This window comes from Vibrio sp. 10N.286.48.B8 (assembly GCF_003050085.1).
GTDB lineage: Bacteria > Pseudomonadota > Gammaproteobacteria > Enterobacterales > Vibrionaceae > Vibrio > Vibrio crassostreae.
In genome coordinates, this window is the sequence record NZ_PIGD01000006.1 from 70,574 (window position 1) to 86,800 (window position 16,227).

Sequence of the window (16,227 nt, forward strand, 5' to 3'; positions counted from 1 at the left end):
GTGATGGTTTTATCAATCATTAACGATGAAACTTACTTTTAACACAATCAAACTAGACAGTCTAGTTTGGTTTGGTTAGTCTAAAAAAAGAATAGGATTGAGTACCGCATAGGAACAGGAAGTATGTATAAATTGATGAAAGGAAGTGCGGTGGCGTTGTCTCTATCGGCTTTTCTTGTTGGATGTGGCGAAAAGGAACAAGCCCAAGATTCGGTTGATTCAACCAATCAAACGGCTTCGAGCGTCCAAACCATTTTAACTGTAGAAACGATGGCCTTAGCGCTGTCTTCCTCTTATGCAGTGCAGCGTGAATATGTTGGTGTGGTTAAGGCAGGTCAGCAAGCTAATTTAGGTTTCGAGCTGGCAGGTAAAGTGAATGAGATTCTGGTTGATGTCGGTGACATAGTAACCGAAGGTCAACCCCTTATTCGATTAGACACTCAACTGTTACAGACTGAATCGAGCCAGCTAAAAGCGCAAGCAGAAGAAGTGAAAGCTCAACTGAGCCTTGTTGCGGCGAACCTAAAACGTCAACGTTCATTGAAAGCGAAAGGCTTCAGTGCCGAAGCGGAGATTGATTCACTAACCAGTGAGCAACGTGTGTTACAGGCTAACTTACTGCGCATTGACGCCTCGGTAAAAGGTAACGACCTAAAATTGGTTAAATCGACGATTCTTGCGCCGTATTCGGGCACCATCGCAACGCGTTTTGTATCGCTCGGCGATGTGGTCAATGTCGGCAATCCAACTCTTACATTGCTGGCATCGGAAGGCAAAGAAGCCTTCATCGGTATTCCTGCTCACCAAATGCAAAAAGTCACCTCACTTTCTTCCCCTAACATTCGAGTTGGACGTACAGATTATGCCGTGGAGCTGTTGAATCCGGGAGCCATGGTCGACACGCAATCCCGGAGTGTCGGCTTACGTTATCTTTTCCCCGAACAAGCGTCTGTTTTAGAAGGTCAACTTGCGTACCTTAAATTTGATGAACAGATTGATGAGCAAGGTTACTGGGTGCCATTAACGGGTTTGATTGATGGCTTGCGCGGTGTGTGGAATATCTTTGTGATTGGCGATGGCAACAAGGTTGAACGTAGAAGTGTTCAAGTGTTGTTTGCTAACAATCAACAAGCGTACGTGAGTGGTGCGATTGAAGATGGTGAGCAGGTTATTGCGAGTGGTTTACATCGCTTGGTTCCGGGCCAAACCGTGAAGCCAGTAAGCACTGCTGCTGAATAGGGAATAGTATGAAAATCATAGAGACTATTTCCAATACTCGACTGCTCATCTTGATGACGGCGCTACTGATGGTGAGTGGTATTTCTGCGTTCATGACACTGCCTCGTGCAGAAGACCCAGTAATCATCAACCGTTATGCAAACATCACAACCAGCTTTCCCGGTGCCAGTGCCGAACGTGTAGAAACCTTGGTCACTGAGGTGATTGAGAACAAACTGCGTGAGCTGAGTGAAGTTAAACTGGTGAGCTCAACCTCAAGGCCGAGCGTGTCGATTGTCACGCTAGAGCTTAATGACACCATCACTGAGCCCGAACCCGTCTGGTCGCAAGCGCGTGACAAGCTATCTGATATCGAATCCATTTTACCTGCGGGTGCGCATTCTCCCGATCTCGATAGCGACCATACCTATGCTTTCACGACCATCGCATCTCTGACTTGGTCTGGCGCAGGTGAGCCTGACCGTTTAACTCTCGGGCGTTATGCCAAAGAGCTCGCCAAGTGGTTACGAACGTTGTCGGGTACCGAATTCGTTGATGAATACGGTATGCCGCAAGAAGAGATTCAAATCAGTTTACGTACGGCCGATGCCGCTGCTTTAGGGCGTTCAAGTGCCAATATCGCCGAATCGTTGGAAGGGGCAGATGCTAAGAACTCGGCGGGTGAACTGGTCAGTGCGTATTCACGTTTTGGTTTAGAGATTGAATCAGAACTTGATTCCATTGAACGCATCAAGCAAGTCCCAATTGCCACCGACAGCAATGGCCACATCATCCGTATGGAAGATATTGCTTCTGTGAAACGTGGTGAAAAAAAACCACAAGACCAAATTGCCATTATTGATGGTGAGCCGGGAGTCATTGTCGCGGCAAGAATGCACCCTGATCTGCGTGTTGATAACTGGACGTCTCGAGCCAACGCGCTGATTAGCAAGTTTGAGCAAGAGTTACCAAGTAACGTTAAGGTGACTGTACTATTTAATCAGCAAGGTTATACCGAGACTCGCTTAGACGATTTAGGCAAGAGCTTGATGATCGGTTTCGGTCTGATTTTGATTGTTCTATTTGTCACTTTAGGCGTGCGTGCCGCGATCTTAGTGGCAATTTCTCTGCCGTTAACCTCATTGTTGACCCTGTCGATCATGAAAATGACCGGTGTACCGATTAACCAAATGTCGGTGACAGGCCTAATTGTAGCGCTGGGGATCATGGTCGATAACGCGGTGGTGATGGTCGATACTATTCAGGCATATCGCTTGAAAGGGCAACACAGAGCGGAAGCGACCATGAATGCGTTGAAGCACTTGTGGGTGCCGTTATTAGGCTCAACCTTAACTACCGTGTTGGCGTTTGCCCCGATTATTTTGATGCCGGGTGCATCGGGTGAGTTTGTCGGTGGTATTGCGATTACCGTTTCGTTCTCGTTGATAGGTTCTTATGTGATTTCGCATACCTTAATTGCTGGCTTAGCGACCAAGTTACTGCCGAAGCAACTCAGCGACGTTGATAAGAAAGGGCAACATCATTGGTATATGACAGGCTTAAGAATTCCTGCATTAACACGTTGGTTCTCATCTTCTGTTCGCTTTGGTGTCACGCATCCAATCATTACTATTGCTTTGGTGTTGTTGGTTCCGTTTACTGGCTACTGGAGTATGTCTCAACTGACTGAGCAGTTCTTCCCGCCATCAGACCGAGACATGTTTGAGATTCAGGTATACATGCCACCTCAAGCCAGCATTTATGCGACGAAAAATACCTCGGAAAAAATAGACGACATCATTCATCGCTATCCAGAAGTGGAGCGCATTGATTGGCTAGTGGGTGCTAACTTCCCATCTTTCTATTACAACTTGCAAGCAAGGCAAAACAACGCGCCTTACTTCTCACAAGCGATGGTTAAAACAGAGAACTTTGACCAAGCCAACGCACTAATCCCTGAGTTGCAAAAAGTGCTAGATAACGAGGTGCCGGAAGCACAAATCTTGGTACGAAAGCTTAATCAAGGGCCTCCATTTACTGCGCCCGTTGAGCTGCGTGTTTATGGTGAAAACCTCGATACATTAAAAGCGATTGGTGAAGATGTTCGACTGATTCTGGCAGGTGTGCCTCATGTGACTCACACACGAGAAACACTGCAGCCGGGTACGCCGAAGGTGTGGTTGAAGGTTGATGAGGACACTGCGAAACTTAACGGGATTTCACTCAACCAATTTGCAGGTATGCTGCAAACTACGCTAACAGGCCGTGAAAGTGGCTCTGTGATAGAGGGCAGTGAATCGGTACCAATCCGTGTTCGTGTTGCAGATGATGCGCGTGAAAACTTAGCGCATCTGAGTAACATTCGTTTGCCGATTAGTTCTGATGTTTACTCAACGGGGATTAACGTTTCAACTTTAGCAGAGCTTGAACTGACGACCAGTCGCGGCGCGATTACTCGTCGTAACGGACAACGAGTGAATACCATTGAAGGCTACATTGAAGCGGGCGTCTTACCACAAACCGTCCTTAACGAGTTCCAAAAACGCTTAGAAAGCTATGAGATGCCATCGGGTTATACGATTGGTTTTGGTGGTGAATCAGCTGAGCGTGACAATTCAGTCAACAGCCTTATTTCGAATGTCGCCGTTGTGGTGGTATTGATGGTGTTAGTGGTGGTGATGTCGTTCAACTCGTTCCGAATGAGTAGCATCATCTTCATGGTGGCAGGATTAGCTGGTGGCCTAGGGTTGCTGTCGGTGTGGATCTTCGGGTATCCATTTGGCTTTACGGTGATCATCGCTATGCTCGGGATTGCGGGCTTAGCGATTAACGCTGCTATCGTGATTCTGACGGAATTGAAACTCGATGAACAAGCTTCATCCGGTAATGTGGATGCGGTAGTTGAGGCGGTGATGTCGTGTACGCGTCATATCAGCTCAACCACGATAACAACCGTTGGCGGTTTTATGCCATTGATCATCGCTGGTGGTGGCTTCTGGCCTCCGTTCGCGGTCGCGATTGTTGGCGGAACGGTATTAACCACGCTTATTTCTTTCTACTTTGTGCCTGTGGTTTATCATTTAATGACTAAAAACCAGCGTAAGAAAGTCGTCATAGCAACAGCATAATCCCTCTCTTAAGGACGATTACTCCTCTCCTTTGAGGGGAGCAATACTCACTGAAATACATCAAAATACTCATCAAATCGGCTTTTTAGATCGATCTTTTCCATTGTTTTTCGGTACCTCACTGGCATTATTATCAATGAAAAGTAGTGTGTTATTCGAATATCTAATGGGTTGCTGTCTGAAGTGATGTCTTTTCTAAATACCTTTAAAATCGTATGTGAATTCATAAATTTGACATGTGTCACACTTTACTTAATTCGCTCTTTCTAATGTAATCAATCATTGTTGCTTCTACTGCGTGTTTACTTTTCTCTCTCCCGTTTCGCTTTAATCCTTTTCCGCACATGGCTCAACTCGTGTGGCACGTATATGGTGTGCGTCTGAATTGCATCAATTTCCCACATCTTACTTTCATAACTGGAAGGTTAGTTTCCAAGTTTGTTTGGTGAGCTTTCAATTTCAACTCCTCATAATGCGCCAAATGTAACAATGTATTTCAAAGTGTAACAATTAAGTCATATTTTTTGTGTGGTTTTAACTGTGCGGCAATGTTTCGGCTACGCTGTGCTGTCGTTTTAATTCGGCAGTTTTAACTGTACTGAGAAGGGTTTAATTCAGTTTCGCTTTGAGATGCGTCGTTTCACATGCTCAACACATAAATATTCTAATGACCATGACAACCAGTACTCGGGCGTTCGTTCTGAGGCTGGATAACCATCGAGAAAGTTAATGGAAGCTTCAAGATATAAACGCATTTTATCGAGAGCAAATCTGTCGAGGATTGGTTTGGTGGGAACCGTCCTGATGCTCGAAGGATGCAATTCAGCATTGCTCGACCCAAAAGGTAGCGTTGGCGTTCAGGAAAAGGAGCTAATTATTACTGCTCTGTTGCTGATGCTGATTGTAGTCATCCCCGTGATTCTGATGACCATCTACTTTGCTTATAGATACCGTGAAAGCAACACCACAGAAGAGTATGCACCTGACTGGGCGCACTCAACCAAGATTGAAATAGTGGTATGGACGATTCCAATCATCATTATTGCGATTCTGGCCACCATCACTTGGCGAACAACACACGAACTGGAGCCTTCCAAGCCTCTGGAGAGTGACGTTAAGCCTATGGTGATCGAAGTTGTCTCTCTGGACTGGAAATGGCTGTTCATCTATCCGGAGCAAAACATTGCGACGGTTAACTATGTTGCGTTCCCGAAAGATGTACCGGTGACGTTTAAGCTGACTTCAGACAACATCATGAACGCGTTCTTTATCCCGCGTCTTGGTTCGCAGATTTATGCGATGCCGGGAATGGTGACCAAGCTGAACTTGATTGCTAACCATGAAGGCGACTTCAAAGGTTTTGCATCGAACTACAGTGGTAAAGGGTTCTCTCAAATGAAATTCACCGCATCAGCAATGCCTGACCAAGTGGCGTTTCTAAACTGGGTGGAAAAAGTGAAGGCTAGCCCAGACCGTATTGAAGATTGGGAGCAGTTCCGTTCATTGGCTGCGCCAAGTGTTGCTGAACCTGTGACTTTTTTCTCCAGTATCCCACCATTTTTATTCACTGATGTCGTGACCCAGCACCCTGGTTCAATGAACTGTTTGCCGGAAACCCAAGGATAATCGTCATGTTTGGAAGATTAACTCTAGACTCAATTCCCTACCACGAACCCATTATTGTAGTCACTTTAACCATGATTGCTTTGGTGGGTGCTTTAGTGGTGTTCGCGGTAACTAAAGCAGGTAAGTGGCAATACCTTTGGAATGAATGGTTTACGTCTGTAGACCACAAAAAACTGGGCTTCATGTACATTGCGGTTGCGATGGTGATGTTAGTTCGTGGCTTTGCTGATGCGGTAATGATGCGTAGTCAGCAATTGCTTTCTGCAGCCGGTGAGACGGGCTATTTACCGCCACATCACTACGATCAGATCTTCACGGCTCACGGCGTGATCATGATTTTCTTCGTAGCGATGCCATTGGTTATCGGTTTGATGAACATTATCGTGCCGCTGCAAATTGGTGCTCGTGATGTTGCATTCCCTTACTTGAATAACTTAAGCTTCTGGCTGTTTGTGGTGGGTATCATTCTAACCAACATGTCACTGGGCTTAGGTGAGTTTGGCCGTACGGGTTGGTTAGCGTATCCACCGCTTTCCGGCATTGAGGCAAGCCCGGGAGTAGGTGTCGATTATTGGATATGGGCACTGCAAATATCCGGTGTGGGTACCACACTAACGGGTGTGAACTTCTTTGCGACCATTTTGCGCATGCGTACTCCGTCTATGCCAATGATGAAGATGCCAGTGTTCACATGGGCATCTCTGTGTGCCAACATCCTGATCATCATCTCTTTCCCGATCCTAACTGTGACCATTGCGTTACTGACTTTGGATAGATACATCGGCACGCACTTCTTCACCAATGACCTTGGTGGCAACGTGATGATGTATGTGAACCTGATTTGGGCATGGGGACACCCTGAGGTGTACATCCTAATCTTGCCTATTTTCGGAGTGTTCTCTGAAGTTACTGCGACTTTCTCACGTAAAAAACTGTTTGGTTATACCTCACTGGTATGGGCGACGGTGGCTATCACTATTTTAGCGTTTGTGGTTTGGCTGCATCACTTCTTCACCATGGGTTCAGGCGCCAATGTGAATGCCTTCTTCGGCATTGCAACTATGATTATCTCTATCCCGACCGGGGTTAAGATCTTCAACTGGTTGTTCACCATGTACAAAGGTCGTATCCGCTTTACCACACCTATGTTATGGACGGTCGGTTTCCTTATCACCTTTACGGTGGGTGGTATGACAGGCGTATTGATGGCAGTTCCGGGCGCAGACTTTATTCTGCATAACTCGGTATTCCTGATTGCTCACTTCCACAACGTAATTATCGGTGGCGTAGTGTTCGGTTGTTTCGCTGCTATTGGTTACTGGTTCCCGAAAGCGACGGGTTTCACTCTGAACGAACTTTGGGGAAAACGCGCATTCTACTGCTGGATAATCGGTTTCTTGATGGCGTTCTTGCCGCTTTATGCTCTGGGCTTTATGGGCATGACGCGTCGTTTGAGCCAAGACATCAATCCTGAATTCTTCCCTCTACTGGCGGTTGCGGCTGCAGGTACGGGCGTGATTGCGATGGGTGTTGTTTGTCAGTTCGTTCAGATTTACGTGAGTGTTCGTGACCGCGACCAAAACCGAGATCTAACCGGTGACCCGTGGGGCGGACGCACATTCGAATGGGCAACGTCTTCACCACCGCCGTTCTACAACTTTGCAAAATTGCCTAAGGGCGATGAGATCGATTCGTTCTGGTATCAAAAGCAAAGTGGTGAGTTTGATCCAACTCAGGAAGAAGAATACGAACGTATTCACATGCCTAAGAATACACCGACAGGCATTTATGTGTCTGCATGGGCGTTGGCATTTGGTTTCGCAATGATTTGGTACATCTGGTGGCTAGCGGCGGCAAGCTTAGTGGGCATCGTGGTGACGTGTATTCAACACAGCTACAACGACGATGTGGACTACTACGTGGAAGTTGAAGAGATCAAAGCGATTGAAGCGGCTCGACGTGCACAGCTTGAAGAAGCTAAGAGACAGTCAGTGAAGGGCGACAACTCTGGTCGTGGTAACAGCGCTGACGGTGACAGTGATAACAACAATAAAGATGATTTGGAGACGACGTATGCAAGCTAATACTCCGTCACACACTTATGATCTTGCACACTCGCATGATCATCACCACGAAGCTGCGGGCAACAAGTTGTTTGGCTTCTGGGTTTACTTGATGAGTGACTGTGTCCTGTTTGCCACACTTTTCGCGACTTATGCCGTGCTTGAGAGTGGTTCAATCGCAGGGCCTACAGGCAAAGACATCTTTGAACTGCCGTTCGTGTTTGTCGAAACCATGATGCTGCTGTTCAGTAGTATCACCTTTGGCTTTGGCATGATTGCAATGAAGCGCAAAGACGTTACGGGACTGAAGCGATGGATCAAAGTTACTTTCGTATTGGGCTTAGCCTTTATCTGTATGGAAGTGTATGAGTTCCATCACTTGATTGCAGAAGGTTATGGTCCTCAAGAGAGTGCGTTCCTTTCTGCGTTCTTTACCTTGGTTGGCACACACGGGTTGCACGTAACGTTTGGTCTGATTTGGATGGCAGTGGCGTATCACCAGCTTTCAACCAAAGGCTTGAACGACAACATGTCGATGCGTTTCCAGTGTTTAAGCTTGTTCTGGCATTTCCTTGATATCGTTTGGATTTGTGTATTTACCATTGTGTACTTAATGGGGGTGATGTAATGGAACAGCATCTAGACAGCGGTGCAATGGATTATGTGAAAGGCTTTATTGCGTCACTAATTCTGACCATTATTCCGTTCTACATCGTGTGGTCACATGCGCTACCAAGCACGGAAACTTACGTGATCTTGTTCGGGTGTGCGCTGGTGCAAATCTTTGTGCACTTTAAGTACTTCTTGCATATGGAAGCGAAATCTTCCGATGGGCGTTGGAACTTGGTGTCACTGATGTTTACCGCCATCGTTGTATTGATTCTTATCGCTGGCTCGGTATGGATCATCTACAACATGAACGTCAACATGAAGTTGTAGGCTAGGGTATGCTGAAAAGATATCTGTCTATTACCAAACCGGGCATCATTTTCGGCAACCTGATTTCTGTTGCGGCGGGGTTCTTCCTCGCCGCAAAAACAGAACCAGCCAGTGCGATGTTGTTACTGACAACATTAGCGGGTGTGGGGCTTGTGATTGCATCAGGTTGTGTGGTCAACAACATCTTTGACCGAGATATCGACCAGAAAATGAAACGAACCCAGAACCGTGAATTGGTTCAGGGCAACATCAACACAGACGTCGCATTTATCTATGCGTTAGTCATGTTGTTGGCAGGCACGGCGTTGCTGTTTCAATTCGTTAATCCGATGTCTGCGGTGGTGGTGTTGCTTGGTTATGTGTTCTACGTTTTTTTCTACACCATGTGGTACAAGCGTAATTCAGTTTACGGCACCTTAGTGGGCAGTATTTCTGGCGCGGTTCCACCATTGGTTGGCTACCTTGGCGTGACGAACTACCTGAGCTTAGAAGCCGTTCTGCTGTTCATTATGTTCTGCTTATGGCAAATGCCACACTCGTATGCGATTGCGATGTTCCGCATTCAAGACTACCGAGATGCAGGCATTCCCGTTTTACCGGTTAAAGAGGGTGTGGATAAGGCCCACAAACATATGAAAGCGTATGTGGTCGCTTTTGGCGCGGTTGCTCTGGGGTTATTTTTACTCGGAGAGGCGGGTTATGAATACCTAGCCGTGTCGGCAGCCGTTTGCTTTATGTGGACCAAAGTGACGTTCCGTAAGGTCGACTGCCTCAACTACATTCAGTGGTCAAAGACTGTGTTTAAGGTGTCCCTGCTGGTGGTAATGAGCATCAGTGGTGTTCTTGGACTGGAGTTGATTCCACTGCCTTTTTCGTAAGGTTGGAACAAGATTAACCTATCAAGCAGTTCACACCAATAATATAAATACCCCGACGAGCGGGGTATTTTTGTTTATCTTCTATCCAACTCTTACGCGTAACTTGTTTACCAAGCACCTAAGTATGACTTGTAAGATTGTAGGCGAACGGTTGCTGCGCCAATCACATCAATGAAGCCCCAGAATGGGTGTGGCTTCTCAGCCGAGATCCAAGCCGCGCCAGTTGAACCAATCGGGATGTTGTAACCTTCTGGTTCGATGATCTCAAGTACGATAGTACGACCTAAACCATTGCCGTTTCTTACTACGTGTTGACCGACACTTTGTGGCCCCTGAAGTGGAGAAATACTCGACTCACCGGTACCTGCATTAAAGCTGTGTACTTTTGCCCGGAACACGTGACCTGGATAAGCGTCTACGAAGAACTCAGCAAAGTCACCCACTTGAACATAGCCGTATGTTTGGTCAGAGATGCGCATCTCTAAGAACTTTTTGCTGGTGTTGTAAAGGTGCATATTGCCCATTACCGAGCCTTCCGCAATGTTCACGATAGAGACTTGGCCATCAAATTCAGCTCGAATGGTTTTCTTCTCTTGTGCCCAGTTAACTTTCTGCAAGTCGGCTTTTAATGACACAAGTTCAGCGTGCAGCACTCGAAGATCGGAGTCGTATTTTTCCACGTCACGCATATTGAAGATTTCAGGTGACGTTTCAGCGCGCTCTAAGTCGCGATTCATTTGCTTGATCTCTTCTTCTTTCTGAACAATTGAAGATTCGATCTTTGCTTTGTCTGCGGCAGAGTCAATGTCGACGAGTGTGTAAATTACGTCGCCTTCTTTAACCATTTGGTTGTGCTCAACAAGCACTTGGTCGATCTGCTGGCCAAAGATAGGTGACATCACGGCGTGCGGTGCTTTCACTGTGGTTGAGTTGGTTAAATCAACGGGTGCCCACAAGCGAGAGATAACTGCTAATACCGCAAGAATCGTTACACCGCCAATGGCAGCCCAGGTGTAGTTTTTGAAATTCTTCTTAAGTGCGCCTGTCGCAAACAGTGACCATACAATTAGGATGTATGGAATCATCATCTCTTTCATTATGCGACCTCTTTATTTGTTGGAGTCTTTTCTTTTGAAGGCTGAGCTTCTGAAGACTGTTCTACTGGAGATTGTTTCGTTTGAGACGGCTCTGTTACCGATTCTTCAGGTGATACGTGGACTACGGCGGCCTCTGTACTTGTCGCATCTTGTTTAGGCTGTACACCACGGCGAATTACATCACTCAGTGATTGGCCAATATGTTTCCAGTTCGCCAATGCGATAACCAAGGCGATCACCCAGAATGTTTTGCTGATGAAGAGTCCGCAAAGTGATAGTGCAAACACGATCTGAACGTGAGCGCTCTTATGCTCTTTTGCTTTATGCACACCTAGTTCATGCAACTGCCACATGCCGTAAACACCGGCTAATACCACAGCAATGGTCACTGAGAACAAGTAGCCAGAGAAGTACTCCATCTGGAAGAAGTTCATCATCATTTCATTGGGATGATTGTTGAATTGAGACATGTCGATGTCTTTAGAATGGATTGTGCCTAACGGTGCAAGAGCCCATGCACCAGCAAACATCACCGCCATAAACAGGCAGAATTTAATCAAGACCATTACAATGGCCCAGATTTTCTGGAAAACGAGTTTTATAAAGTTCATATCTCAACCTACATCAATAAGAAGAGAGAATTTGCAGCCTAGAAGTGACCTTTAATGACATCTTAAAAAGTAGATGTCTATTATGTGGGTAGATTGGTACGCATAATAAACAAAAGTAATAGATGCTATTTAAAGTGATACTACTCAGTCCAGACAACCGATTCTCGGTATCAAGAAGCGAATATGCTCCCTTACAAATCAATCTTATTATTTGTCAGTAGACGCAAACAGAATGGTAATTAGACTATCGACTTAACCTTCGTAGCGACTGTCTTTATTATGGGCTGCGCCTCGACCATAGAGGGCTGTTTCATGATAATTGACATGCCACAGTAAATATTTGTCATTTTTCTGTTTGGGATAATAATTGATTTGCTGGCAGGATAATAGGAAGAGTTTTGAGCAGTATCTACCCAGTATACCGATTTAATAATATCGTAATTACGATGAATTGGCATGGCGCAAAATCGGCAAGTTGAATTATTTGCTAGTGCTCAAATTCGGCTTTAAAACATTGTTAATTAAATTGGCTTGGATCAATGAAATGACTAATAAAAGCATCAATAATAGAGTTGATAGAATTTATCTTTTTACACGCTTTTTACAATAAAAAGAGTAATACGAATGAATGATGAATTATATACGTACGACAATAAAATTCATTTGTCAGAAAGTATTCATAAAACCTTAAGAAACACATTAATGATACGCTCAGCATATGATTGTAGCTATTAACAAGAACATCTTCTTTGAGCGCTGAATTAAAAATATTGTAGCTATAATTATTTAGATGTATACCTCAATCACTCTGAACACAGTGTCATGACAAGCGAGACAATAGTCCGTTTTATCATTGTCATTAGAGCGTCACTAATTGGCGAGGTTTCTCATCTAAAAGAGTAGTGTATCACGGGATATTAGTGTCTCAATTTATAACTTTAAATTTGAGATTCTTATTTTATGCTATCGTTTTTACGATAGCATAGTGCTTATGGCAGCCTTGAGAGTAATGATATATGAGTAACGACATTCCAAATTTCAATTTACTTGCTGTCTTTTCTGCGGTGATGGAGCAGGGGAGTTTAAGTAAAGCTGCTGATCAACTTAGTACCAATCAATCGACTATTAGTACTGCCTTAGCACGTTTAAAGAGTGATATTGGGCAGGAGCTTTTTGTCCGAAAAGGACGGGGGGTGGTGCCTACTGCATATTCTCAAAGCTTGTATGAGCAAATTAAAGCACCGATCAATGAGTTAAATGGTGTCTTTCAATCGATGACAAATTTTGATGAGCAAGTTTCTGAGCGTAAGTTTGTTATTTCTTCACCTGAACACCTTCAGTGGGTATTGCTCAATAGTTTTGCGGCTCTTCCAAATCAAAATCTCTCGCTTGAAGTCTATGATCAACCAGATAATGATGATCGTATCTATGAAAATCTTCTGACTCAAGAGTTTGATGCGATGATCGATATTTTGGTTCCTGAACATCCTAGCATCGCTAGCGAAACCTTGTATCAGGGAGATTTTGCCATTGTGTGTCGTGAGGGGCATCCACGAATTCAAGGTGAAATCAATGAAGCTCAGTTTATGACCGAAAAACATGCTGTTTTAGATCGAACTCGCCGTAAAGTTCGCAGTTTGAATCACTACACATCTTTAGATCTGTCCCAGCGTAAAATCGTATTTCATGGGCGTTCGCTGTTCAGTAATATCTTGCTGTGTAGCCAATCCGATTACATCACTGTAGTGCCTTTATCCATGGCCGTGCAGTTTCAAGAAAAGTTAAGTTTACAGCTGTTCAAGCCACCTTTTGAATATCAGCCGATGTCTCATTACCTGATTTGGTTGAAGAAGCAGAACAGCGACCCCGCTCATAAATGGTTTCGAGAGCAAGTGATTAATACATCTGATGCGATGTCGAAAACGCTTAAAGATAGGCGTTTGCGGTTTTAATTGAGAGTCGAAATCTAAGGGGAGCATTGGCTTCCCTTTTTTGTGTCTCTTAGTTTGTATTAGTCAATATGTTAATAACAAAAAATTATCACAATGAGAATTTATGATAATTTCATTTATTTGCTGTCAGCTCGTATATTAACCCTAACAAAGAAGTGGATAACCTCCACTCACGATTATATCGGCTCAGGTTACTGGGCTTAAAAAGGGTGAAATATGAAATTCCTACACACAATGATTCGAGTTGCTGATCTAGACAAGTCTATTGAGTTCTACACCAAGGTATTGGGAATGAAGGAACTTGAACGCCATGAAAACAAAGACTACCGCTACACATTGGTTTTTGTTGGCTATGAGCAAGGCGGCACGACTATCGAGCTAACGTACAACTGGGATACGAATGAGTACGAGATGGGCAGCGCGTTTGGTCATCTGGCATTGGGTGTAGAAGATATTTACGTGGCATGTGACAAGATAAAATCGCTGGGTGGCAACGTCACTCGCGAAGCGGGTCCAGTGAAAGGCGGTTCAACTCATATCGCGTTTATTACTGACCCAGACGGCTACCAAATCGAACTGATTCAACTAGGTTAATCGAGGAAACCATTATGACAAACGCACTATTGCAACCAATTCAACTTGGTAACATTGAGCTTAAAAACCGTATTGTTATGCCTCCGATGACGCGCTCACGTGCGACGCAACCTGGTAATTCAGCAAACGACATGATGGCGGCTTACTACGCTCAGCGCGCTTCTGCAGGTTTGATCATCGCTGAAGGCACACAAATTTCACCTATGGGCCAAGGCTATGCTTGGACTCCAGGTATCTACTCTGACGAGCAAATTGCTGGTTGGAAAAAAGTAACCGATGCAGTACATGAAAAAGGCGGCGTTATTTTCGCTCAGCTTTGGCATGTCGGTCGTGTAACACACCCAGATAACATCGGTGGTGAACAGCCAATTTCGTCTTCTGCTATCAAAGCGGAAAATGTAAAAGTCTTCATCGATAACGGCACTGATGAGCCGGGGTTTGTTGACGTGGTTGAGCCTCGTGAAATGACCAAAGAAGACATCAAAGAAGCGGTTGAGCAATATCGCCAAGCAGCCCTTAATGCAATCGAAGCAGGCTTTGATGGCATTGAGCTTCACGCAGCAAATGGCTACTTGATTAACCAATTTATTGATTCTGAAGCAAACAACCGTAGCGATGAATACGGTGGTTCAATTGAAAACCGCCTGCGTTTCTTAGGTGAAGTGGTTGAAGCGATGGTTGAAGCGATTGGTGCTGACCGTGTTGGTGTTCGTCTTGCTCCGTTTACTTCGCTAAATGGCACGGTTGACGCGACGCCAGTTGAAACTTACACAGCGGCAGCCGTGTACCTAAACCTATACAAGATCGTTTACCTGCACATCGCAGAAGTAGACTGGGATGATGCGCCGGAAACGCCAAAAGCGTTCAAAGTTGCGGTTCGTGAAGCATTCAAAGGTGTACTGATTTACGCAGGTAAATACGACAGCGAGCGTGGCGAGCAAGCAGTCGCAGAAGGCGTGACAGATATGGTTGGCTTTGGTCGTCCATTTGTAGCAAATCCAGATTTGCCAGCTCGTATTCAAAATGGTTTTCCTCTAGCTCCGCACGATCCAAATACTCTGTTTGGCGGTGCTGAAAAAGGCTTAACGGATTACCCAGAATACGCAGGCTAAAAACTGCTGCCTGAAACAGAGTATTAAGATAGTATCTTGATCCTGTTGAGAGTTTATAAAAAGCAACCTTGCAGAGCCTGGTTGCTTTTTTGTTATTGGAACGAATAAAAATGATGAACGTGAAAGCAATGCGTGGCGAGCTTTACCTCTTGTGTGCCACTTTACTGGCAGGGGTAGGATGGATTGCATCTAAGCTTGTGGTCATGGAAATGCCGGGACCTGTGTTCATTGGTGTGCGTTTTGTTGTCGCGAGCCTGATTCTACTGCCATTCTGTATTCATCATATTCGCAATCTCTCATTTAAGCAGATCCTGTCATTGTGCGGTGTCGGCTTACTCTTGTCTGCCTCACTTCAGGTGTGGGTGTTTGCGGTTTCGGTAACGGAGAGTTTATCGGAAGGGGCATTTATCATGAGCCTCGCGATGATCATTGCGCCATTCGTCTCTTGGGTTCTGTTTCGAGTAAAGCCTAATCGCGCATTTTGGATGTCATTCCCTATCGCGATCCTTGGTATGTTACTGCTTACCCTCACCAATGGTTGGCATGTTGAACAAAGTCAGATCTACTTCTTGTTGGCTTCTATGTTGCTATCCATTCACTTTGTGATGAACAAGCGTGTGATCACCAATATTAAGCCTATCGCATCAATCTGTGTGCAATTGTTTGTTGTGGGTGTGAGTGGTTTAGCCTTTGCTTCTATGACAGCTCAGCCGGAGTTCGAAATCACCAAAACCTTAGTGTTCTGGTTTATCGTATCTGCGGTGATCGCAACGTCTATTCGTTACTTGCTGCAAACGGTCGGTCAGCACTCCGTGAACATGGAAGTGGCGGCATTGATCATGATTCTTGAGCCAGTGTGGACATTGTTACTGAGTGTCAGCATGTTGGGTGAAACAGTTGAGGTACAAAAGCTGGTCGGTGGAGCGGTGATCATTGCTTCGCTGTTTTGCTATATCAAATGGTCGCGGAAAAAATAAACCCTCGTTCAGGGCGAGGGTCTTATTCAGTT

General features: G+C 45.2%; 13 protein-coding genes. 11 read left to right on the forward strand and 2 right to left on the reverse strand.

What is annotated here, in order from left to right; translation table 11 throughout:
- The first annotated feature begins 123 nt into the window (after positions 1 to 123).
- The 7 genes from CWO08_RS09270 to cyoE all read left to right on the forward strand — a co-directional run bounded on the left by CWO08_RS09270 (position 124) and on the right by cyoE (position 9,852).
- Complete coding sequence (locus tag CWO08_RS09270) at positions 124 to 1,239, forward strand: efflux RND transporter periplasmic adaptor subunit (protein ID WP_107898745.1); 1,116 nt, start codon at positions 124 to 126, stop codon at positions 1,237 to 1,239.
- An 8-nt stretch (positions 1,240 to 1,247) separates the two neighbouring features.
- Positions 1,248 to 4,346 (forward strand): efflux RND transporter permease subunit, encoded by a 3,099-nt coding sequence (locus CWO08_RS09275; protein WP_108020334.1) that lies wholly within the window; start codon positions 1,248 to 1,250, stop codon positions 4,344 to 4,346.
- A 729-nt stretch (positions 4,347 to 5,075) separates the two neighbouring features.
- The gene (gene cyoA / locus CWO08_RS09280) at positions 5,076 to 5,972 is read left to right on the forward strand and encodes a ubiquinol oxidase subunit II (RefSeq protein WP_080585195.1); all 897 of its coding nucleotides are present in this window, start codon (positions 5,076 to 5,078) and stop codon (positions 5,970 to 5,972) included.
- Positions 5,973 to 5,977: 5 nt separating this feature from the next.
- Positions 5,978 to 8,056: a cytochrome o ubiquinol oxidase subunit I gene (gene cyoB / locus CWO08_RS09285; RefSeq protein WP_048669033.1), complete on the forward strand. Its 2,079-nt coding sequence runs from the start codon at positions 5,978 to 5,980 to the stop codon at positions 8,054 to 8,056.
- Positions 8,046 to 8,663 carry a cytochrome o ubiquinol oxidase subunit III gene (gene cyoC / locus CWO08_RS09290; RefSeq protein ID WP_010439790.1) on the forward strand — a complete coding sequence of 206 codons (618 nt, stop codon included), beginning with the start codon at positions 8,046 to 8,048 and terminating at the stop codon, positions 8,661 to 8,663. The genes cyoB and cyoC overlap by 11 nt, the downstream gene beginning before the upstream one ends.
- Complete coding sequence (gene cyoD, locus CWO08_RS09295; protein ID WP_108020335.1) at positions 8,663 to 8,974, forward strand: cytochrome o ubiquinol oxidase subunit IV; 312 nt, start codon at positions 8,663 to 8,665, stop codon at positions 8,972 to 8,974. The genes cyoC and cyoD overlap by 1 nt, the downstream gene beginning before the upstream one ends.
- An 8-nt stretch (positions 8,975 to 8,982) precedes the next feature.
- On the forward strand, positions 8,983 to 9,852 hold the full coding sequence (gene cyoE, locus CWO08_RS09300) for a heme o synthase (RefSeq protein ID WP_048669035.1): 870 nt from the start codon (positions 8,983 to 8,985) through the stop codon (positions 9,850 to 9,852).
- A gap of 107 nt (positions 9,853 to 9,959) precedes the next feature.
- Here the strand turns inward: cyoE and CWO08_RS09305 are convergent, their stop codons facing one another.
- Together CWO08_RS09305 and CWO08_RS09310 are read right to left on the reverse strand one after the other, a co-directional pair.
- On the reverse strand, positions 9,960 to 10,949 hold the full coding sequence (locus CWO08_RS09305; protein WP_012604427.1) for an efflux RND transporter periplasmic adaptor subunit: 990 nt from the start codon (positions 10,947 to 10,949) through the stop codon (positions 9,960 to 9,962).
- Positions 10,949 to 11,560, reverse strand: coding sequence for a magnesium transporter (locus CWO08_RS09310; RefSeq protein ID WP_102480741.1), 612 nt, complete (start codon positions 11,558 to 11,560; stop codon positions 10,949 to 10,951). The genes CWO08_RS09305 and CWO08_RS09310 overlap by 1 nt, the downstream gene beginning before the upstream one ends.
- A gap of 1,016 nt (positions 11,561 to 12,576) precedes the next feature.
- Here CWO08_RS09310 and CWO08_RS09315 point away from each other — a divergent pair.
- The 4 genes from CWO08_RS09315 to CWO08_RS09330 all read left to right on the forward strand — a co-directional run bounded on the left by CWO08_RS09315 (position 12,577) and on the right by CWO08_RS09330 (position 16,195).
- Positions 12,577 to 13,512: a LysR family transcriptional regulator gene (locus CWO08_RS09315; protein WP_102432619.1), complete on the forward strand. Its 936-nt coding sequence runs from the start codon at positions 12,577 to 12,579 to the stop codon at positions 13,510 to 13,512.
- 216 nt (positions 13,513 to 13,728) lie between these two features.
- The gene (gene gloA, locus CWO08_RS09320) at positions 13,729 to 14,106 is read left to right on the forward strand and encodes a lactoylglutathione lyase (protein WP_102479107.1); all 378 of its coding nucleotides are present in this window, start codon (positions 13,729 to 13,731) and stop codon (positions 14,104 to 14,106) included.
- 14 nt (positions 14,107 to 14,120) lie between these two features.
- On the forward strand, positions 14,121 to 15,218 hold the full coding sequence (locus CWO08_RS09325; protein ID WP_102479108.1) for an alkene reductase: 1,098 nt from the start codon (positions 14,121 to 14,123) through the stop codon (positions 15,216 to 15,218).
- 110 nt (positions 15,219 to 15,328) lie between these two features.
- On the forward strand, positions 15,329 to 16,195 hold the full coding sequence (locus tag CWO08_RS09330; RefSeq protein WP_057621756.1) for a DMT family transporter: 867 nt from the start codon (positions 15,329 to 15,331) through the stop codon (positions 16,193 to 16,195).
- Positions 16,196 to 16,227: the final 32 nt, after the last annotated feature.